General features: G+C 66.6%; 21 protein-coding genes. 15 read left to right on the top strand and 6 right to left on the bottom strand.

The genetic code is table 11. From position 1 onward, the window contains the following. The first annotated feature begins 1 nt into the window (after nt 1). The 8 genes from groL (at nt 2) to K6L26_RS27170 (ending at nt 8666) form a co-directional block, all read left to right on the top strand. On the top strand, nt 2-1624 hold the full coding sequence (gene groL, locus K6L26_RS27205) for a chaperonin GroEL (protein WP_036389365.1): 1623 nt from the start codon (nt 2-4) through the stop codon (nt 1622-1624). A 236-nt stretch (nt 1625-1860) separates the two neighbouring features. After that, a complete protein-coding gene (locus K6L26_RS27200; RefSeq protein ID WP_221852137.1) occupies nt 1861-3144 on the top strand; it encodes an Rv0361 family membrane protein in 1284 nt (427 codons plus the stop codon). 8 nt (nt 3145-3152) lie between these two features. After that, entirely contained in the window at nt 3153-4154 is a 1002-nt protein-coding gene (locus K6L26_RS27195; RefSeq protein ID WP_221853482.1) for an AAA family ATPase, read from the top strand. Nucleotides 4155-4159: 5 nt separating this feature from the next. After that, nucleotides 4160-5059, top strand: a complete 900-nt coding sequence (locus K6L26_RS27190; RefSeq protein WP_221852135.1) for a DUF58 domain-containing protein — start codon at nt 4160-4162, stop codon at nt 5057-5059. Beyond that, nucleotides 5049-5522, top strand: coding sequence for a hypothetical protein (locus K6L26_RS27185; protein ID WP_085141945.1), 474 nt, complete (start codon nt 5049-5051; stop codon nt 5520-5522). Before K6L26_RS27190 ends, K6L26_RS27185 begins: the two co-directional genes overlap by 11 nt. Beyond that, nucleotides 5513-6580, top strand: coding sequence for a hypothetical protein (locus K6L26_RS27180; protein ID WP_064895800.1), 1068 nt, complete (start codon nt 5513-5515; stop codon nt 6578-6580). The genes K6L26_RS27185 and K6L26_RS27180 overlap by 10 nt, the downstream gene beginning before the upstream one ends. Then, on the top strand, nt 6577-7629 hold the full coding sequence (locus K6L26_RS27175) for a vWA domain-containing protein (protein WP_085141943.1): 1053 nt from the start codon (nt 6577-6579) through the stop codon (nt 7627-7629). Before K6L26_RS27180 ends, K6L26_RS27175 begins: the two co-directional genes overlap by 4 nt. Next, a complete protein-coding gene (locus K6L26_RS27170) occupies nt 7629-8666 on the top strand; it encodes a hypothetical protein (protein ID WP_221852133.1) in 1038 nt (345 codons plus the stop codon). The genes K6L26_RS27175 and K6L26_RS27170 overlap by 1 nt, the downstream gene beginning before the upstream one ends. Before the next feature lie 18 nt (nt 8667-8684). Here the strand turns inward: K6L26_RS27170 and K6L26_RS27165 are convergent, their stop codons facing one another. Further along, nucleotides 8685-9065 carry a hypothetical protein gene (locus K6L26_RS27165; RefSeq protein WP_019343740.1) on the bottom strand — a complete coding sequence of 127 codons (381 nt, stop codon included), beginning with the start codon at nt 9063-9065 and terminating at the stop codon, nt 8685-8687. A 102-nt stretch (nt 9066-9167) separates the two neighbouring features. On the opposite strand from K6L26_RS27165, the gene K6L26_RS27160 reads away from it, so the two are divergent. Further along, nucleotides 9168-9989 carry an SDR family NAD(P)-dependent oxidoreductase gene (locus K6L26_RS27160; RefSeq protein WP_064895795.1) on the top strand — a complete coding sequence of 274 codons (822 nt, stop codon included), beginning with the start codon at nt 9168-9170 and terminating at the stop codon, nt 9987-9989. A gap of 15 nt (nt 9990-10004) precedes the next feature. Here the strand turns inward: K6L26_RS27160 and K6L26_RS27155 are convergent, their stop codons facing one another. Both K6L26_RS27155 and K6L26_RS27150 read right to left on the bottom strand, forming a co-directional pair. Next, a complete protein-coding gene (locus tag K6L26_RS27155) occupies nt 10005-10562 on the bottom strand; it encodes a carboxymuconolactone decarboxylase family protein (RefSeq protein ID WP_221852131.1) in 558 nt (185 codons plus the stop codon). After that, on the bottom strand, nt 10559-12295 hold the full coding sequence (locus K6L26_RS27150) for an N-acyl-D-amino-acid deacylase family protein (RefSeq protein WP_019343737.1): 1737 nt from the start codon (nt 12293-12295) through the stop codon (nt 10559-10561). Before K6L26_RS27150 ends, K6L26_RS27155 begins: the two co-directional genes overlap by 4 nt. Nucleotides 12296-12382: 87 nt before the next feature. On the opposite strand from K6L26_RS27150, the gene K6L26_RS27145 reads away from it, so the two are divergent. Then, nucleotides 12383-12775: a VOC family protein gene (locus K6L26_RS27145; RefSeq protein ID WP_019343736.1), complete on the top strand. Its 393-nt coding sequence runs from the start codon at nt 12383-12385 to the stop codon at nt 12773-12775. 3 nt (nt 12776-12778) lie between these two features. Here the strand turns inward: K6L26_RS27145 and K6L26_RS27140 are convergent, their stop codons facing one another. Together K6L26_RS27140 and K6L26_RS27135 are read right to left on the bottom strand one after the other, a co-directional pair. Continuing rightward, nucleotides 12779-13273 (bottom strand): hypothetical protein, encoded by a 495-nt coding sequence (locus tag K6L26_RS27140; RefSeq protein WP_085141935.1) that lies wholly within the window; start codon nt 13271-13273, stop codon nt 12779-12781. Further along, the gene (locus K6L26_RS27135; protein ID WP_221852129.1) at nt 13273-14784 is read right to left on the bottom strand and encodes a serine/threonine-protein kinase; all 1512 of its coding nucleotides are present in this window, start codon (nt 14782-14784) and stop codon (nt 13273-13275) included. Before K6L26_RS27135 ends, K6L26_RS27140 begins: the two co-directional genes overlap by 1 nt. A 55-nt stretch (nt 14785-14839) precedes the next feature. On the opposite strand from K6L26_RS27135, the gene K6L26_RS27130 reads away from it, so the two are divergent. From K6L26_RS27130 to K6L26_RS27115, 4 genes are all read left to right on the top strand, one after another. Beyond that, nucleotides 14840-15358: a mycothiol transferase gene (locus tag K6L26_RS27130; protein WP_221852128.1), complete on the top strand. Its 519-nt coding sequence runs from the start codon at nt 14840-14842 to the stop codon at nt 15356-15358. Further along, on the top strand, nt 15355-15924 hold the full coding sequence (locus K6L26_RS27125) for a phosphatase PAP2 family protein (RefSeq protein WP_081281663.1): 570 nt from the start codon (nt 15355-15357) through the stop codon (nt 15922-15924). Before K6L26_RS27130 ends, K6L26_RS27125 begins: the two co-directional genes overlap by 4 nt. A gap of 376 nt (nt 15925-16300) precedes the next feature. After that, nucleotides 16301-17410, top strand: a complete 1110-nt coding sequence (locus K6L26_RS27120) for a hypothetical protein (RefSeq protein WP_019343732.1) — start codon at nt 16301-16303, stop codon at nt 17408-17410. Between the two features lie 206 nt (nt 17411-17616). Beyond that, nucleotides 17617-19146 carry an aldehyde dehydrogenase family protein gene (locus K6L26_RS27115; RefSeq protein ID WP_036389348.1) on the top strand — a complete coding sequence of 510 codons (1530 nt, stop codon included), beginning with the start codon at nt 17617-17619 and terminating at the stop codon, nt 19144-19146. 6 nt (nt 19147-19152) lie between these two features. On the opposite strand, the gene K6L26_RS27110 is transcribed toward K6L26_RS27115, so the two are convergent. After that, nucleotides 19153-19725, bottom strand: a complete 573-nt coding sequence (locus K6L26_RS27110) for a hypothetical protein (RefSeq protein WP_131721868.1) — start codon at nt 19723-19725, stop codon at nt 19153-19155. A 166-nt stretch (nt 19726-19891) separates the two neighbouring features. Between K6L26_RS27110 and ppk2 the strand changes: the two genes are divergently transcribed. Then, nucleotides 19892-20749: a polyphosphate kinase 2 gene (gene ppk2 / locus K6L26_RS27105; RefSeq protein WP_019349153.1), complete on the top strand. Its 858-nt coding sequence runs from the start codon at nt 19892-19894 to the stop codon at nt 20747-20749. Nucleotides 20750-20752: the final 3 nt, after the last annotated feature.

Below are 20752 nucleotides of genomic sequence, written 5' to 3'. Positions count from 1 at the left end.
AATGGCTAAGACAATTGCGTATGACGAAGAGGCCCGTCGCGGCCTTGAGCGGGGCCTGAACAGCCTCGCCGACGCGGTAAAGGTGACGCTGGGCCCCAAGGGTCGCAACGTCGTCCTGGAGAAGAAGTGGGGCGCCCCCACGATCACCAACGATGGTGTGTCCATCGCCAAGGAGATCGAGCTGGAGGACCCGTACGAGAAGATCGGCGCTGAGCTGGTCAAGGAAGTCGCCAAGAAGACTGACGACGTCGCGGGTGACGGCACCACCACCGCCACCGTTCTGGCCCAGGCCCTGGTTCGTGAAGGTCTGCGCAACGTCGCTGCCGGCGCCAACCCGCTCGGCCTGAAGCGCGGCATCGAGAAGGCCGTCGAGAAGGTCACCGAGACGCTGCTCAAGAGCGCCAAGGAGGTGGAGACCAAGGAGCAGATCGCTGCCACCGCCGGTATCTCCGCCGGTGACCAGTCCATCGGTGACCTGATCGCCGAGGCCATGGACAAGGTCGGCAACGAGGGTGTCATCACCGTCGAGGAGAGCAACACCTTCGGCCTGCAGCTGGAGCTCACCGAGGGTATGCGCTTCGACAAGGGCTACATCTCGGGTTACTTCGTGACCGACGCCGAGCGTCAGGAAGCCGTCCTGGAGGATCCCTACATCCTGCTGGTCAGCTCCAAGGTCTCGACCGTCAAGGACCTGCTGCCGCTGCTGGAGAAGGTCATCCAGTCGGGCAAGCCGCTGCTGATCATCGCCGAGGACGTCGAGGGCGAAGCCCTGTCGACCCTGGTGGTCAACAAGATCCGTGGCACCTTCAAGTCTGTGGCCGTCAAGGCTCCGGGCTTCGGTGACCGCCGCAAGGCCATGCTGCAGGACATCGCCATCCTCACCGGTGGCCAGGTCATCAGCGAAGAGGTCGGCCTCTCGCTGGAGACCGCCGATGTCGCGCTGCTGGGTCAGGCCCGCAAGGTCGTCGTCACCAAGGATGAGACCACCATCGTCGAGGGCGCCGGCGACAGCGACGCCATCGCCGGTCGCGTGGCCCAGATCCGTGCCGAGATCGAGAACAGCGACTCCGACTACGACCGCGAGAAGCTGCAGGAGCGCCTGGCCAAGCTGGCCGGCGGTGTTGCGGTGATCAAGGCCGGCGCTGCCACCGAGGTGGAGCTCAAGGAGCGCAAGCACCGCATCGAGGACGCCGTCCGCAACGCGAAGGCTGCCGTCGAAGAGGGCATCGTCGCCGGTGGCGGCGTGGCCCTGCTGCAGTCGGCTCCGTCGCTGGAGGAGCTGCAGCTCACCGGTGACGAGGCGACCGGCGCCAACATCGTGCGCGTCGCGCTGTCGGCCCCGCTGAAGCAGATCGCCTTCAACGGTGGCCTGGAGCCCGGCGTCGTCGCCGAGAAGGTCACCAACTCGCCCGCCGGCACCGGCCTGAACGCCGCCACCGGTGAGTACGAGGACCTGCTCAAGGCCGGCGTCGCCGACCCGGTGAAGGTCACCCGCTCGGCGCTGCAGAACGCGGCGTCCATCGCGGCGCTGTTCCTCACCACCGAGGCCGTCGTCGCCGACAAGCCGGAGAAGGCGGCCCCCGCGGCCGACCCGACCGGTGGCATGGGCGGCATGGACTTCTAGAAGTCCTGCTGCTTCGGCGAGAACTACACGGGAAATCCCCGGCGTGCTCACGCACGCCGGGGATTTTTCGTCGGGCCGGGCGGTGGGTTTGCTCGTCCGCACTCCGCGGGTGCGCGGGCAAACCCGTGACCGGTCGGGTGAGATTCCCGTGATACGGTGCGGGCGCTGATCGCGTTCGTGGGTTGTTTTCGGGGGGAGATCGAATTGTTGACGTTCCGCGCGTGCAGGTTTGCTGCGTGACTCATCCGCCGCATTCGCCGTTCGGCGGGCCCAACCCCGTCGACGACCATACGCCCCAGAATTCCGGCTACCGGCAAGCGCCGCTGCCCCCGCCGCCGCAGTGGGGCGCGCCTGCGCCCGGCGCTGCACCCCAGCCCGGACCGCTCGGGTTCGACGCGCCCCCGCCCCCTGCGCCGCAGGTGCCCCAGGGCCCGCCGCAGGGTGACTGGCGCGGCCCATTGCAGCGCGACTTCCACAATCCCCAGATCGGGTTTCCCACACCGGTACCCGCGCCGCGTCGCAACAAGAAGGCGTTGCTCATCACGGCCGGCGCCACCGGTGCGGTGCTGCTGATCGTGGCCGTCGTGGTGGGCATCGTCTCGTTCTCGGGTGGCGGCGCCGGTGGTATCGGTGGTGGCGGCGCCAGCACGGCCACCGACGCGGTCAAGGGCTACCTGGATGCTTTGTCGAAGGGAGATGCCAACGCCGCGTTGGCATTCGGTTCCGATCAGCCTGCGTCGAAGGATTTCCTCACCGACGACGTCTTGAAGCAGCAGATCGCGAAGTGGCCCATCACGAACATCCGCATCCTCAACGCCAACGAGACCGGTGACATGGCGCAGGTACACGTAGTGGCCAACTTCGGCGACCAGACCTCCGACCAGACGCTGATGGTGAAGAAGCAGGACGGCGGCTGGAAGCTGTCCGGGGCGGCCGCCAAGATCAACCTCACCGCGAGCGCCCTGACCACCAACCCGGTGACCGGCCAGCCCCTGCCCGCACCGCCGGTATCGCTTTTCGGCAAACCCATCTCGGGTTCATCGGTGGTCTACGTATTTCCCGGTTGGCTGGAGCTGGGTTCGGCGAACAAGTACCTCTCGGTGACGGCGCAGCGGCCGGTGCTACTGGAGGGCCTGGTGGCTCAGGGGGTCGCCATACCTGCCGGGCTGCAGGTGCAGTTGAGCGACGCCGGGTCGGAGGCGGCCAAGAAGGCGGTCGCCGACGCGATCGCCGAATGTGCGAAGTCCACGCAGCTCTCACCCCCTGGATGCCCGCAGAGCGTCCCCAACCCGATGTTGGTGGACGGTACCGCGCACTGGGAGGCGCCCGCTGACCTCAGCGGCCTGCAATACACCTTCATGTCGCTCGACATGGGCCTGCGGGTGATGGGGACGGCGGAGTGGAAGCTCACCGCCAACAGTACCGACGGCACCCCCATGCAGGGCACGCCACTCGTCCCGATGGTGGGGCAGATCGACATGACCCAGGAACCGTTGACAGTGAAATGGGCCGGCAAATGAGCGTCACCATGCCGCCTCAGCGGGCGCCCCAGCCCACCCGAGAGGAGATCGACCGGGCGCGCGGGGTGGTCGGTGCTTTGTCCAACGCCTTCGCCGCCAAGGTGGTGGGCCAGAGCGGATTGCAGCAGAGCCTGCTGATCGGTCTGCTCACCGGAGGGCACGTCCTGCTGGAAAGCGTTCCGGGACTTGCCAAGACCACAGCCGCGCGGGCGGTCGCCGATGCGGTGCAGGCCAACTTCCGGCGCATTCAGTGCACCCCCGACCTGCTTCCCAGTGACATCATCGGGACCCAGATCTTCGACGCTTCCCGGGGTGCCTTCCACACCCAGTTGGGGCCGGTACACGCCAATATCGTGCTGCTCGACGAGATCAACCGGTCCAGCGCGAAAACCCAGAGCGCCATGCTGGAGGCGATGGAGGAACGCCAGACCAGTATCGCCGGTGAGGTCTACAAGATCCCCGAACCGTTCCTGGTGCTCGCCACCCAGAACCCGGTGGACCAGGAGGGCACCTACCCGCTGCCGGAAGCCCAGATGGACCGGTTCATGTTCAAGGAGATCCTGACCTACCCGACGCCCCAGGAGGAGTCGGAGATGGTCTTCCGGATCGACGCGGGGGTCTACACCAACCGCCGCACCGCGGCGGTGGCCTCGCTGGACGACATTCTCTATATCCGCGACGTGGTCCGACGGGTTTACCTCGACCCCGCGATCGTCAACTACATAACCCAGATCGTTGCGGTGACACGTACTCCGCAGCAGTTCCTTCCGCCGAACCTGGCTCGGCTCATCGAATACGGCGCCAGCCCGCGAGCGACCATCGCCTTCTGCAAGGCCGCGCGTGCTCTCGCGCTGCTGTCGGGACGCAATCATGTGCTGCCTGATGACATCAAGGCTCTCGCACATCGGATCCTGCGGCATCGGCTGATTCTCGGATTCGAGGCGGTGGCCCAAAATGTCACCCCGGAAGTCTTGATAGACAACATCATTCAGGTAGTGCGAACTCCGTAGCCGCTATGGGAGTGCTACTGCAGGAGGTGAAGGCACAGACCCTCGCCGGTAACCGGCTGTCCGGTCCGAGCGGGGTGTCCCGTGGCCTTCTCGAAGGCGAGCATCGCTCGATGTTCCACGGGCGCAGCCTAGAGTTCGACGACCTGCGCCCTTACATCCCGGGCGACGACGTCCGCGACATCGACTGGAAGGCCTCGGCGCGCTCGACCGACGTGCTGGTCAAGCGTTTCGTCTCCTACCGGCAGCAACGGGTGCTGATGGTCGTCGACCTCGGCCGGAACATGCTCGCACTGGCCGCCGGCGGTGAGGTCAAACAGCGGGTGATCCTCAACGCGCTCGGTCTGGTGGGGCTGATCGCGATCAGCAAGGGCGACGAGATGGGGCTGGTGTACGGCGACGCCACCGGTTCGGCGCACATGCCGAACCGGCGCGGTGAGGCACACCTCGAGCACATCCTGGAGCGGGTCAACCGACATCAGGTGGCCGACAGCGCTCGCAGCGAGCTTGCCACCCAATTGGATTACGTGCAGCAGCATTTCCGACGTCGCCACATCGTCTTCGTGATCTCCGACGAACCTGACGTCTCACCGCGGCTGGCCGAGCAGTTCCGCAAGGTCGGAGCTCGCCACGACGTCTACTGGATCACCGTGCGGGATGCGCCGCTGATCGGCGTACCGGCGTTCGGCGGCGAAGGGTATGACGTCGAAAGCGGTAGAACATTGCTGCGCGAGGAGATTCTCGGCCCTCGGGTGCTGGAGGCATACCGTCGGGCCGAGGCGAAACGGGAGGCCGCGTTCGCCGAATACGTCGACAGTTCGGCAATCCCGTGCGCCCGGGTCTCCGCGAGCGGAGAGCTGTTCGGCGCCGTCACCCTGATGCTGAAGAAGGCCAGCCGTGGCAAATGACTATCTGAAGTGGATCGTTGCGCCGCTGCCGTATTCGGTGGGATGGCTGGTGCTGGGCGTGCTGCTGATCCTGGTGGTCATCGGGTGGTTCGTCGGGGTGGTGGTGTGGACGCTTCCGGTGGAACGGTTGCGCGGCATCCCGGTGATCCGGGACATCAGTGCACGGGTGCTGCGACGAAAATTCGGCACCGCGATCGGCAGGATCAGCGACCGCTACCACGCCGGAGAGCTCACCTCCCGTCAGGCATACACCGCGATGAGCCGGATACTGCGGAACTTCATCTACCTCCAGACCGGCGTCGCTGCGCCGTACATGGCGCTGGGTGAGGTGGCCGGTAGTGCCGCGGCGGCGGCGGCACCGGCCGTGTCGGCGCTGTACTCGAAACAGTTCGAGCTCGAAGACAATCCGGACGTCGCTGCTACGGCAGCCCAGGTGCGGAGCACGATCCAGTCATGGAGCTGAGGTGGGGATGGGTGGTGATCGTCGGCCTGGTGGCGCTCGGCGCCATCGTGCTGGCCGCGTTCCTGTGGCCGATGCGCCGGCAACCACGACGGTTGCGTCCGTTGGCGTGGGTCGGTCGGCTGACCGAGATGCCCGAGTATGCGCGGGCCTACCGCCGTTACCGAATCCTGTTGACGGCCATCGCAGTCACCACGGTCGCCGTGCTGATGTGCGCCATCGTCGCGACGGCCCGCCCGGTCAGCTCCCAGGCCACCGCCGCTGAGGTCAATCGCGCACATCCAGAGGATGTGATGCTGTGTCTGCAGGACGATCCGGCGTCCCACGACGCGTCCGTGTTGCTGTCCTACTTCGCCGGCCAGGCCGCAGGTTTCGACTCGCAACGGCTCGGCCTCACCTCCCGTGCCAGCCGGGTGATCCCGCTGACCCGGGACTACCCCTTTCTTGAGGAGGTACTCGGCCGGTACGCCAGCCTGGAGCGGCTGCGGTCCGAGCAGAACCCCACGCCGGAGGACGCCGCCGTCCTGCAACGCGCCCAATACGAACTCGGCAGGACCGTCAGCTATACGGACTACCAACTCACCGTCAACGACGCACTTGCCATGTGTATGAAGGGTTTTCCCGGAGTCGGCAAGCCGTCGGACGCCCGGCGGTCGGTGATCTACATGGGCCCGGCCGCTCCGGCGGCAACGCCGATCTTCTCCGACGATGAGCTGACGAACCTGGCCCGCTCATCGGGAATCCAGGTCAACGTGTTGACGAGTTCGACCCTCGACGCCAGCGGTGGCCTCAGCGATATCGCCGAGGCCACCGGTGGACGCTTCATCAGCTATGTCACCGCCGCAGAAGCCGACGGCGGAACCCCGCACGGTGACCAGGATTCGCTGGACAAGGCGCTACGCAGCCACCTCGACGACATCCGATCACATCCGCCGGTCCTGACAGCTTCGGACGGGACGATCATGGTCCAGCAGTTGCGCGACCGCCCGAACCTGGTGCTCACAATCGGGCTGGCAATCGTGATCGTCTTCGCCGTCAGCCTCGCGGGGGTGCGGCGATGACATTCGAGCCCGTCCTGGCCTGGTGGATTTTCCTCTTGCTGGCGGCGCTGACGCTGGTACTGCGGATGTACACGCTGTACCGGGTGCTGGTGGTCGTGGGGAAAGAGAGCCAGCGCAAGGTCGTCGTGCGGTGGAGTCTGTTGACGCTGGTGATCGTGTGCTTGTTCGCCGCCGCGGTGAGGCCCGGGGTCGAGGCCGACACCCACCCGGTGAACCAGGCCGCCGCCGACGCCGCTGCCAACAGCAACGTGAACGTGTTCTTCGTGGTCGACCGATCGCTCAACTCCCGGGCAGAAGACTTCGGCAACAACCAGTTTCGGATGGCCGGGATCCGCACTGACATGCAGGCGATCGTCGACCAATACCCGTCCGGACGTTTCTCGATAACCTCGTTCGCGACCAAAGCCAGGGTCGATTGGCCGCTGTCCGACGACGTCTGGAGCCTGCGCGCGCTGCTCAAGAACTACTCGGCATACGAATCGGAATTCGACTCGGTCTACCAGGTGGACGTGGGGGCTGCGGCCGATCAACTGAAGCGTCAGCTGGAGCTGGCCGCCCAGCAGTATCCGGGCTCGAACAACCTGGTCTTCTATCTCGGCGAGGGCGCAGGGATCTCGAAGCGCGACGCGACCGCCTTCGACGTCCCGTCGGAGCTGGTGGCCGGCGGCGCGGTGCTGGGATACGGCACACCGGCCGGCGGGCCGGTGGCCAGCAAGATCGCGGCCAACGGGGAGGTCACCTACTTCCCGGACCCGGCAAGTGGTGGCGGACAGTTCCTTTCGCCGCTGGACGAAGCCTCGCTGCGGACCGTGGCCGAGCAACTGCACGTACCGTACTTCCACCGTGGGCTCGGCGACTCGACGTCCACGATCATCCCCGCGGTGGACGGGGGGTCCTCGACAGCGGTGCAGCAGGAAGTTTCGATGCCGGGCGACCGCACCGAGTTCTACTGGATTTTCACGGCGATCGCGATGCTGTTGATGTTTTATGAGCTGTTCGCGATGGCGCGAGAATACCGGGTCTCCCGCCGGACCGGGCGGGACACATGATGTCGAGCGGACGTGGCATTCCGGCGTTCCGGTTGGTGCTCAACAGGATCGGCGCGTACTTCTCGCAGGGACCGAGCCGCAAGGTGCTGCGACGACGGCTCATCGTGTTCTCGATTCTGCCGGCCGTGCTGCTCGTGGCGATCGCCGTCAAACTGATCACGATGGTCGGCTATGGCAATTCCGCCAGATCCGACTATCTGGCGTACGACTCCTACGGCTTGGCCGACGATGTGCGGACGCTCAAGTCGCTCAACGTAATCGACTCCTACAAACCCTATTTCGCCGAGGGCGACCGTTATGTGCTGGAAGGGAAACTGGCCGAGGCCGAATCGGAATTCAAGAAATCGCTGTCTCTGGTCAGCCAGGCCCGATCATGCCCGGTGCGAATCAATCTCGAAGTGGTTCTGGAGACCCTCGGCGATCTCAAGAACGCCGACAAGCACCGCGACGAGGCGAAGTCGCTCTGGACCGAGGCGCTGAAGGTGACGCAAGAGGCGCCCGGCGGTTGCTTCGACACCACGACCGAACCCGACGAAGAGCGCCGCACGCACCTCAACGAGACCGAACAGCGGCTCGAGGACAAATTGAAGGACCCCGAATCGCCCGATGGTGGCCAAGGCGGCGGTGGCGGCGGCGGCGGTGACCAGGGCCAGGGCCAAGGCGACCAGGGCCAAGGACAAGGCGGCGAGGGGCAAAACGGCCAGGGGCAGAACAGCCAAGGGCAGGGCCAAGGCGACCAGGGACAAAACGGCCAAGGCGACCAAGGGCAAAACGGCCAAGGCCCAGGTCAGCAAGGCCCAGGTCAGCAAGGTCAGGGCGAGCAGGGCCCAGGCCAGCAGGGTCAGAACGGTGAGAACGGTCAGGGCACCGGTGAGGCCAAAGCCGACCCGACGCCGGACACCGTCGGCGCGGACCGTATCGCGATTGAATCGGACGGGCTGGCCACGCACCAGCTGAATCCGGGACAGGGTGACCCGGGCGAGGTGATCAAGCGAGTGCTCGAAGACACCAACGCCAGTGGTTCCGATCGGGAGTGACAGCGGGCGTTCGCGGCGTCAGTTCTCCGACAACACGATGCAGTCGCTGTCGCACTGGCCGGGCGGGCCCGGCTTGGTTGCCTTGCGATGCAGCACCGCGCGGCTGGGCACGATCTCATGTGTCTCGTCCCCGGTAGTGCCGGCCTGGCCCCGCCCGTCGACGATCAGTGAATACCCGCCGGGCTGACGCGGCGGACAGACCAGCGTGGCGTGTTCGTGGGAGGCGAGGTTTCTGCGGGTGTGCCCGCCGACCGGCCCGACATGGATGATGCCGTTGACCAGGTGTGGCTCCACCGCGACGGTGTGTGCGTGGTAGTTGTCGTCGACCGTGACGAGGTAGGCGAACGTGTAGTCCGCCAGCTTGTCGGCCAGCTGGTTGAGATCCACTTTCACGCTCATGACGTGAGAATAGGCCGGTCCGGGCCGCGGCGGGCCCGACCTCGACGGACTGGTGGCGATTGCCGCCCCGCGAGGTGAACCGCGGCGGGTACGTTCAACCTCATGTCACTGCCACCGCCCTCATCCACCAGCACCGCCGTCGTCACCGGCGCCTCGTCGGGGATCGGCGCGGAGCTGGCCCGGGAGTTGGCCTCCCGGGGATACGGAGTCACCTTGGTGGCCCGCCGTGCCGACAAGCTGGCCGAGCTCGCGGCCGAACTGTCCGGGGTGCGGGTCGAGGTGATTCCGTGCGACGTCGCCGACTCGCAGGCCCGGGCAACGCTTTTCGACGAGGTCGAGCGCCGCGGGCTGACGGTGGACATCCTGGTCAACAACGCCGGTATCGGCACCATGGGCGCGGTGACCCGCTCCACCCCGGACGCTGAGATCGCCCAGGTGCGGGTGAACGTCGAAGCGGTGATCGACCTGTGCACCCGGGCCGTGGCGTTGATGGTGCCGCGTGGAAGCGGCGCCATCCTCAATGTGGGCTCCACGGCCGGCTTTCACCCTTTCCCGGGGCAGGCCGGGTACGCGGCTACAAAAGCGTTCGTTCGCAACTACACCGAGGGTCTGCGCGCCGAACTGGCCGGAACCGGTGTCACGGCGACGACGCTGCACCCGGGCCCGGTGCGCACCGAGTTCCTCAAATCCGCGGGGATGGACGAACGTGCCTTCGCCGCCGCGTTCCCCAAATTCCTCTGGATGCCGGCCCGCGACGTGGCGCGGGTAGGGCTCGACGCGCTGGCACACGACAAGGCTGACGTGATCGCCGGTGCGCCCAGCCGGGTCAGCACCCGGCTGGCGCAGTTGATGCCCAACCGGTTGTTGTTACCGATGCTGGCCAAACAACACCCGGCGCTGCGCCGGGACCGATCAGCCCGCTGATCGCGGTGCGATCGATCAAACTGCTGAACCAGGCCAGGGCCGCATCCACGCCTCGACCGGCAGGTCCAGGCCGTTGCACAGGGTGCAGATGGTCCGGTACCAGCCGACGGCGATCAGCAGCTCCATCCGTTGTTCCTCATCGAGGTCGTCACCCAAGGCTTCCCACGTCGTCGCCGACCATGAGCCGGTCCGTTCGAGCTCGTCGACTGCATCGATGAGCACTCGTTCGGCGGCCGACCAGCCCGCGTCGGCGCCGGTGACCAGGGCATCGCACTCGGCGTCGGAAACCCCGGCGATCGGACCCCAGAACGCGGCCTGTCCTCCCCATTCGTAGGCGCAGCCGACAAGGGCGCAGATCCGCAGGATCGCGATGGTGCGCACCCGCGGCGGCAGCAGCGTGTCGACGTAGAGTGCCTCGCCGAGCTTGCGCAGCTTGGCCGCCAGCTTCGGATGCCGCTGAAGGCAGCGCACCAGCAGCAGCGGCTCATAGGTCCGGTCGGGGTGGCCCCAACTTTGGATGCCCGCGGCATCCTCTTCGCTCCACGGCGGGGCGAGTGGTGCGACGCGGCTCATGCGGGCGGCGCCGGCTGCCGGCCACGGACCAGCCGGCCTGGGCGCGCAGCGGTGGGTACGCCGTTCTCGGCGATCACCTCACCGGAGACGACGGTCGCGACGTATCCGTCTGCCGTCTGGTCGAGCCGGCGTCCGCCGCCGGGCAGGTCGTAGGCGACGACCGGCCGGTGCAGCCGCAGCGCCGCATGGTCGATGACGTTCAGATCAGCCTTGTAGCCCAAGGCGATTCGACCGCGATCGGCCAGCCCGGCGACGCGAGCGGGTACCGAGGTCAGTTCCCGCACCGCCTGGGCCACGCTCAACGTGCCTGCGCCGCGGTCGCGGACCCAGTGCGTCAGCAGGTAGGTGGGGAAGCTGGCATCGCAGATCATGCCGTAATGCGCCCCGCCGTCACCGAGGCCGAGGATGACGTCGTCGCGCCGGATCAACTCGGCGACGGTGTCCAGCGAGTTGTCACGGAAATTGGCCAGCGTGACCAGCAGCATGGCATGCCCGTCGTCGTCGAGCAGGCGGTCATAGGCCTCCTCGAGCGGGTCGACGCCGCGGGCTCGGGCCCGGGCACCGATCGAGTTCGACGGGTCGGGCTCGTAGTCGGGCTGCTCACCCAGCGGATACATGTAGTCCCAGGCCTGCACGGCGAACATCAGGGGATGCCCGTCGCTGGCCGACGAATCACTCAGAATGCGTTGGCGCACTTCGGGTTTACGCATCTCGGCGACCCGCTCGGCCAAGGGCAGGTGGGCGATCTCGCGATAGCTCGGATACAGCACGAACGGGTTGCCGGACAGTTCGAGGCCGAGCACCAGCCCGATCGGGCGCGGGAAGATCTGGGCAGTCACGACGGGATCAGCTGTTGCCGCGTTTTCATTCGCTTTCTCCACCATGCGCAGCGCGTCCTCGAAGAAGGCCGGGCCGGCATTGCCGATCGCCAGGGTGAACGTCACCGGCAGTCCGACATCGGCGGCGACGTCGAACACCGTCTGCAGCGCCGGCTCATAGTCGCCGGCGACCAGATCGGGCACGAACTGGATCAGGCCGCCGCCGGCGTCGTCGACGCCTCGGGCAATCGCCTCGATCTCGGCATAGCCGGCGTCGTAACTGGGAATCGGCTTGCCGCTCTCGGTCTTGTGGATGGTCAGCCGCGATGAGGCGAATCCCAGCGCGCCGCAGTGCACGGCCTCGGCGGCGAGCTTGCGCATCAGCGCCAGATCCTCGGTGGTGGCCGGTTCCCGGTCGACACCGCGCCGGCCCATCACGTACACCCGCAGCGGGGAGTGCGGCAGGAACGCCGCCACATCGATATCCAGCTGCCGCGACGACAGCGCGTCGAGGAACTCGGGGAAGGTCTCCCAGGTCCACGGCAGGCCGTCGACCATGACCACGCCCGGGATGTCCTCCACACCGGCCATCACGTCGACGAGCACATCGTGATCGTCGGGGCGGCACGGCGCGAATCCGACGCCGCAGTTGCCCATCACCGCCGTGGTGACCCCGTGCGCCGAGGACGGGTTGAGCCGGTCCGACCAGATGGCCTGGCCGTCGTAATGCGTGTGCAGATCGACGAAGCCCGGGGTGACCAACAGGCCGGTGGCGTCGATCTCACGTTCGGCCGGCTCGGGCGCGGACCCCACTGCCACGATGACGCCGTCGCGCACGGCGACGTCGCCCACGTACGGGGCGCCGCCCAGGCCGTCGACGATGGTGCCGCCCCGGATACATAGGTCATAGCTCATCTAACTAACCTACGACGGCGATCCGTGTATGCCTATGGGGTGCGCCGAAATTCATCGCATGTCGGCGGCGCGTGCCAGGATCGGAACGTGATCGATCACTTCGGTATCAACTGCACCGATTTCCCCAAGGCCACCGAGTTCTACGACACCGTGCTGGGCGTATTGGGCTATAGCCGGCAGCTCGATTACGGCGTGGCCATCGGCTACGGCACCGCAGGGCATCCGGATTTCTGGATCGCCGACGCCAGCGCGGGCGACGCCAAAGGCCCCAACCGCGAGATCCACGTGGCGTTCCACGCCGCGGACGTCGACGCTGTCACCGCTTTCTACGAGGCCGCGCTCAAGCTGGGCGCCGAGTCGCTGCACGCGCCGCGGCTGTGGCCCGAATACCACCCCGGTTACTTCGGGGCTTTCGTCCGCGATCCGGACGGCAACAATGTGGAGGCGGTGTTCCACGGGGCGGCACCCGCCGGGCAGTAAGCGCTAGAGCGGTTCCAATTCCGAGATCAGCCAGTCGCCGTCGACACGGGTCAGGCTGACCCGGTAGGCCAGCGCATCCTTGGTCGACTGGGCGTCGGCACCTGCGGTCTCGGTTTTCTGGTCGACGAATGCCACCACACTGGCCTCGTCGACGGTCAGCGACTCCACACCTGTGTTGCGGACCGTTGCGATCTGGGTGACGTTGTCCGCCTTCGTGCGGATCGTCTTGAGGTACTCGTCGACGGCCGACCCGGTCAGCAGCGCGGTGACGGTGTCGATGTCGGACCGGCTGGTCGTGGGGCTGTAGCTCAGCACCTTGACCACGTTGTCGGCCACGAACTCGGTGATCTGCTCGCGCGCATGGTCGTCGTCGGCGATGGGCGCCGGCGCCGGCCGGCTCTTGACCGCCAGCTGCCAGGCACCCAGACCGATGGCCACCACGATGCCGGCGATCAGGGCACCGAGCAGGACCGTCCAGCCTCGCGTACGTGTGCCCATCAGTTCACGAACTCCAGCTTCGAGGCCTTGTAGGCGCCATCGGCGTTTTCGACGGTGACCCGCACCCGTTGCAGCGAGACCACGCCGACCCGATTGCTGGTGACGGTGACCTTCGTGTCGACCGTGACGAGCACGACCGCCTCGTCGGAGAACAACGATTCCACACCGGCCCCGGTGACCGTTCCCTCGGTTTTGACACCCATTTCCTGGGCTTTGCGTTTGATCTCGGGCGCCTGGCTCTTCAGATCGGCACGGAACTTGTCGGTGGCCCCGTCCATCATCGCCGCGAGATCGCTGTCGGCGGTGTCGGCGCTGACGGTGACGCTGTGCAGGGCGAAGGTCCGGGCCGCGTCGACGTACGGCTGCCACGACGGCGTGGTGCGCGGCGCCGGGGCGGCGCGGACGAACTGGCTTATCGCGAAGCCGAGCGCGCACACCAGCAACACCGCGAGCACGGCCGGCACCGCGACCCTGGCCGGGCTGCGCTTCTGGACACTGCGCGGTTGTGGAATCGGGCTGGGCCCCGACCAGTGGGGTGACCGATGTTGTGCACTGACCACCGGGGGAGCGGGCGGGTTGAAGGCCGGGGCCGCGATCACCCGAGGAGGCTCTGACGAGACCAGTCGGGGAGCAACCGGCGGCACTGCCGGAGGGCGCTGCGTGACCGGGCTGCCGGCCCGGGCGTCGGCGAGCGCCTTCGCGAAATCGACGCAGCGCGCATAACGGCCCTCGCGGTCCTTGGCCATGCCCTTGAGCATCACCTCGTCCAGATGGGCCAACTCAGGACGCACATTGCGCAGGCTGGGCGGGAGCTCATTGAGCTGCTTGCTGATGACCACGGCCGGATTGGAATGGTGGAACGGCGAATGCCCGGCCAGAAGCTGAAAGGCGCTGGCAGCCAAGGCATATTGGTCGGCCCGCCCGTCCATCGACTGTCCCAGGAGCTGTTCGGGGGCCGAGTACGCCATCGAGCCCACGGCCATGTTGGTGGCGGTGATCCCGCTGATGTCGTCGACGCGGCGGGCAACACCGAAGTCGGCCAACAGAATTCGACGATGGTCAGCTTCGGGGCTGGTCAGCAGGATGTTGGCGGGTTTGACGTCGCGATGCAGCAGGTTGCGCTGGTGCGCGTAGTCGAGGGCTTCGGCGATGGCGGTGACGATTTCGACCGCCTCGGCCAGGGGCATTCCGGCGGGGTGCCGCTCGCGCACGTGTCGAGCGGCGTCGGTGCCGTCGACGTAGTCCATCGCGATCCACAGCTGCCCCTCGAACTCACCGCGATCGTGCAGGCCGACGATGTGCGGGTGCCACAGCGATGCGGCGATGTCGGCCTCACGGTTGAACCGGTCGCGGTACTGGGCGTCACCGGTCAGCGTGGCGGGCATGATCTTGAGCGCATCCTGGCGGGGAAGGCGCGGATGCTGGGCCAGGTAGACCTCGCCCATGCCGCCGGAACCGAGTAGACGTTGAATCGTGTACCCGGCGAACACGTCACCGGCATTCAACGGCATGCCCGTGATCGTAGTCGGGACCGAGACTCGCCGGTTCGCGAGTAGCGTCGAGGCCATGGCTGCCGCTGATTCCGATGCCGTCCGAGAATTGCTGCGCGACGCATTCACCAGGCTCATCGAGCACGTCGATGACCTCACCGACGGGTTGACCGAAGAGGTGTCGAGCTATCGCCCCACCCCGCGCGCCAACAGCATCGCGTGGCTGATCTGGCACAGCGCCCGCTGCCAGGACCTGCAGTTGTGTGACATCGCCGGGATCGAGCAGGTGTGGACGCGCGACGGCTGGAAAGACCGCTTCGGACTCGACCTGCCGGCCAACGACATCGGCTACGGGCACAGCCCGGAGGACGTCGCGAAGGTGCACGCCCCGGCCGACCTGCTGGCGGGGTACTACCTCGCGGTGCACAAGGCCATGCTGGCCTACATCGCCGGGGTGACCGCCGAAGAGCTCGGCCGCATCGTCGACACCCACTGGGATCCGCCGGTTACGGCGAGCGCCCGGTTGGTCAGCATCATCGACGATTGCGCACAGCACCTCGGCCAGGCGGCCTATCTGCGCGGCATCATCCCTTGATCGCCCGGTGGTGGCCGCTGATCGGCCTCGCCGTCATGGTGCTGCTCGGATGGGCGGTGCATGGCGCGCCGGTCCCCGTCGACGACTGGTTCCAAGACCTCGGCGCCCACCTGGGGCCGCGACGGGACGTCTTGCTTCTGTTCACCAAGCCGCCCCTGGTGGCGGCCGCGTTGCTGGCCGGCGTCATCGTGGCGGTCCGCCAACACCGCAAGCGGCTGGCGATCGCCATGGTGGTGAGCCCGATCTTGGCGATCACGGTCGTGCGGCTGGTCAAACCGCTGTTCGGCCGGGAGAAAGAGGGATCGCTGGCCTATCCCAGCGGGCACACCACGTTCCTGGTGGCGGTGACGACGCTGCTGGTGGTGGTGGCAGGCCTGCGGTTGTGGGCGCTGGCGGTCGCGGTGTGCGTGGTCGTGCTCGGCACATTCGGGCTGTCGATGACCTTTCACTACTTCACCGACACCGTCGGTGGTGTCCTGCTGGGCACCTCGGTGGCGGGTCTGGCTGCATTGTGGAGTGGCGAGCCGTCGACATCGATAAGTAACGCGCCTTCTGATATTCGCTGAGCGATCACATGCCCGTTCCCTGCATCTGCACGTAGCGGCAACGCATGCGATGTCGTCGGGCGTGATCGTGAGCCGAGGTTGCCTCTAACTATCAAGAATCGCTTGATCATTCAGGTTGTCCTACCGTTGCGCTCCGCAAGGCTTTTCGCTGCACCGGAATGATCCGGCAAACTTCAAGATCCGTGCCCAGCTGGGCGGACGGCTACTTTCACCCCTTTGCGGCAATGGCGCAGGAGGGCCGGATATTTGCCTATGCAAATACTGCGTCGAGAGCACCTGAGAAAAAGCTGAGATCTTGATGAGCGCAGGGTAATTTTCTGCGCGGGCTGAGCCGTCGGCCAGCCCAAACAGCAAGTCATCGAGGGGATCTCAGTTAATGAACAGTCGTGTCTCCAGCGGCCTCACCGCATGCGTAGCCGCCGCCACCGCAGGCGTCATCGCCATCACTCCGGTCGTCACGCAAGCGCCGGCGCCGGCGCGTCTCGTCCAGGCTCAGACGAGCCTGGCCGGGGTGTCGTACTCGGTTCTCCAGAACATGGACACGGCTGAACTGGCGGTCGAGTTCGGGGTGCGAGTGTCAGAGCAGTTCGCGCAGGCGCCACTGCTCCCGCTGGTGCTCGCCGCGCAGGTGGCCGGCGGTGACCCGGACCGCGTGTACATGCAAATCCGGCAGATCGTCGACGCGCCGCTGTATGTGGCCGATCCGCTGATCGAGATCGCCCGTGACACCTTGCCGGAGGAGTTCGGCGGCGGCGAAGCGGCCAAGATCTGGCGCGATACGCAGTTCTGGGCTGCCACGAATGCCACGCGGACGCAAATCGCGGAGGCTCTGGGAGTCGATCCCGACCAGGATGCGAACTATGCCTGGGTCCTGGCGCAGGGATTGCTGGAGTCGGCCACCAGGACCGTCGAAGGCACCGCGCTCGGCGCGGTGGGTCTGCTCGGCGTCGCACAGGCCGTGGCGAGTGGGGACAACCTTGCGGTCTACCAGGCGGTCAAGGAGTACATCGATGCTCCGATGTGGGCTGCGGACCCGGCCATCGAGGGGCTGGCCCAAGCGCTGCCCGAATCGCTCGGCGGCGGGACCAACGGTGATGCGACGACGCCGGACGGCGACGGTGCGATCATGCAGTTCCGCAACAAGCAACTGATCGGTGCGCGGGATCAGGTGCGGTTGGCTGCGGCGAACGTCCTCGGCGTCCGCGACAAGGTGGACAACACGGGCAACGTGATCGACTCCAGCGCCGACACGTTCAGCCGCACGCAGTTGTTGGCAGCGAATGACGACAACGACGGCGGGAAGGTCAACACCCTCAAGCCGCACGTCACCAGCCTCAACACCGCGCTCAACGATGCCAAGGACAGGGCCAAGGAACGCCGGGCCAAGGCCAAGGCGAACGTGGGCAACGTCGTGAAGAAGGTCAGGGAAGCGGCAGGCAACACGGCCAAGAAGCTCGGCTCCAAGAAGTCGAGCTCCGAAGACTGAGTTTGGGGGAGAGGCGGCGTGTGGCGACGTGAGGGGTCGTCACACGCCGTCGTATTTGATCTGGTTGTCGAGCGTGCATGTAGATCGCGATTTCGGGTGATTTCGCGATCTGAGTGCACGGTCGGCGCCACCTGGCCCGCGCCCGCACTTGACAGGTGTCAACCCCGGTGCGACGTGGGTCACAAACGGTGATTAACATAGGCCTCATGACAGCGACCCCAGATGTAGCTCGGACCGCGGAGTTCACGGGTACGGGCACTATTCACAACCCCGCGACCGGCGCCGTCGCCGGCCAGGTGACCTGGACCGATGCCGCCGACGTGCCGCGCATCGCGGCCGGGCTGCGGGAAGCCCAGAAGGAATGGGAGGCACGCGGCGCGAAAGGCCGCGCCAAGGTGCTCTCCCGCTACGCGGTGTGGTTGGGGGACCACCGCGAGGAGATCGAGAAGCTCCTGATCGCCGAGACCGGCAAGTCGGCCATGGATGCCGCACAAGAGGTCCCGCTGCTGATCATGATCCTCTCGTACTACATCAAGGTCGTCGAGGAGGCGATGGCGCCGGACTCCCGGCCGGCCGCGCTGCCCGTCATGTCGATCAAGAAGATCGCGGTCCATTACCGTCCGCGTCCCGTCGTCGGCATCATCGCGCCGTGGAACTACCCGGTGGCCAACGCCATGATGGACGCCATCGGTGCCCTGGCCGCCGGGTGCGCGGTGCTGCTCAAGCCGTCCGAGCGCACCCCGCTGACCGCCGAGGTGCTGCTGCGCGGCTGGCTGGATTCCGGTGCCCCCGAGGTATTCGCGTTGGCGCAGGGCGCCCGCGCGGTGTCCGAGGCCGTCATCGACAACTCCGACTACATCCAGTTCACCGGCTCCAGCGCGACCGGCGCCAAGGTCATGGAGCGCGCCGCCCGCCGCCTCACCCCGGTGAGCCTGGAGCTCGGCGGCAAGGACCCGATGATCGTGCTGGAAGACGCCGACGTCGAACTGGCCGCCAACGCCGCGGTGTGGGGCGCGATGTTCAACGCCGGCCAGACCTGCGTGTCCGTCGAGCGGGTCTACGTGCTCGAGCCGGTGTACGACCAGTTCGTCGCGGCCGCCGTGAAAGCCGTCGAGAACCTCAAGATGGGCACCGGCGAGGGCTACCACTTCGGCTCCCAGATCGACGACAGCCAGGTGGCGATCACCGAGCGGCACGTCAACGAGGCCGTCGCAGCCGGCGCCAAGGCGCTGACCGGTGGCAAGCGCCCCGAGGGCGGGGGCAGCTTCTTCGAGCCGACCGTGCTCGTCGACGTGGACCACTCGATGGCCTGTATGACGGAGGAGACCTTCGGGCCGACCCTGCCGATCATGAAGGTGTCCTCGGTCTCCGAAGCCGTCCGGCTGGCCAATGACAGCCCCTACGGCCTGAGCGCATCGGTGTTCTCCAAGGATGTCGAGCGCGCCAAAGCCGTTGCGCTCCAGTTGGATTGCGGCGCCGTCAACGTCAACGACGTCATCTCCAACCTGATGTGCACCACGGCTCCGATGGGCGGCTGGAAGACCTCGGGCATCGGTGCGCGCTTCGGCGGCATCGACGGCGTACGCAAGTTCTGCAAGCAGGAGACCGTCGTGGTGCCGCGCACCAGTGTGGGCGCCGGCGGCAGCTACTACAACAACTCCGAGAAGGCGATCGCCCGGATGAACAAGCTGCTGACCAAGATGGCGCTGGCGCGTCCCCGGCGTAAGGCCAAATAGCCGGGGTCACTCACGGCAGGCGATGCCCCCGGTGGTCTCGAAGACGTCGTCGCTTCCGGTGATCCGCTGACCGCAGATCACCACCACGGAGCTGGGGACGATGACGGGGAACGTGGCTGCGGGCCCGCTGTAGGCGAACGCGTGCGAGCCATCCGGGTAGGTGACGATCGGCCTGTTCGACACCTTGCTGCCGACGGCGAGCACGTTGGTCCACTCACCGTGCACCGTCGCGGTGCCGTTGATCGCCACGACGGTGTTGTCGTGGTCGCCGGTATACGGGTCGATGTAGTCCTTTTGGAACCCGGCCGTGCCGTCGAGCGCGAACACCTTGTTCCCGGTGCGGTTCTGCCCCACCGCCGTGGCCGTGGCGGGGCGGAACACGCTGATGGCCAACGCTCGATTGCCGGCGGATGCCTCGGCCCGCGCACCGGTGGCCGAGTTGTCCCCGATGCCGATGGGGTCGCCGGGGCCGGGGTCGTAGGAGATGCCCGGCGCGGCTGTGGCCGCGCCGGCTCCCAGTCCGGCCGCGCCGACGGCTATTGCCGCGCTGACCACGAACCTGCGAACAACGAGCGTCATGAACATGGGCTGCCCTTCCCGAAGATGCCGAACGTGACCGTTGACGCCAACGATCATTACGCCGAGTTGGTCCGGCGGACTGAGTAGTGCACTACTGCAATATGTGGCTACCGGGCGTTCACCGGAGCATCACCGTTTCGTCCGCACAGTCGGCTACGTTGCGCCGGTGACTCTCGACATCACCGGGTACACGGTCCGCGACGACGACGATGACGATCCTGTGCTGCTGCTGGAACCCAGCGGCGAAGTCGTCGACACCTGGCGGGAGAACTACCCGTACTCCGACCGGATGTCGCGCCAGGAGTACGAAGAGCAGAAGCGACTGCTGCAGATCGAACTGCTGAAGCTGCAGAAGTGGAGCCAGGGCAACGGGTTGCGGCACGTCATCGTCTTCGAGGGACGCGATGCCGCAGGCAAGGGCGGCACCATCAAACGGTTCATGGAGCACCTGAACCCGCGCGGGGCCCGCGTCGTTGCGCTGGAGAAGCCCACCGAAAAAGAACGCACCCAGTGGTATTTCCAGCGTTATGTGCAGCACCTGCCCGCCGCCGGTGAGATCGTGCTGTTCGACCGCTCCTGGTACAACCGCGCCGGGGTGGAACGTGTGATGGGCTACTGCAGCCCCAAGCAGCACGCCGAATTCATCCGCCAGGCCCCGCTGTTCGAGCAGATGCTGGTCAACGACGGCATCAGCCTGACCAAGCTGTGGTTCTCCGTCACCCAGTCCGAGCAACGGACCCGGTTCACCATCCGTCAGGTCGACCCCGTGCGGCAGTGGAAACTCTCACCCACCGACCTGGCGTCGCTGGACAAATGGGACGACTACACCGCGGCCAAGGAAGACATGTTCGCCTGGACCGATACCGAGATCGCCCCCTGGACCGTGGTCAAGAGCAACGACAAGAAACGCGCCCGCATCAACGCCATGCGCTACGTGCTCGGTAAGTTCGACTACGACAACAAGGATTTTGACGTGGTCGGCCACGCCGATCCGCTGATCGTGGGGCGTGCCCTGTCGGACTGAGCA

Source organism: Mycobacterium farcinogenes, assembly GCF_019739075.1.
GTDB classification, from domain to species: Bacteria; Actinomycetota; Actinomycetes; order Mycobacteriales; family Mycobacteriaceae; genus Mycobacterium; species Mycobacterium senegalense.
This window is presented reverse-complemented; position numbering and strand designations above follow the sequence as displayed.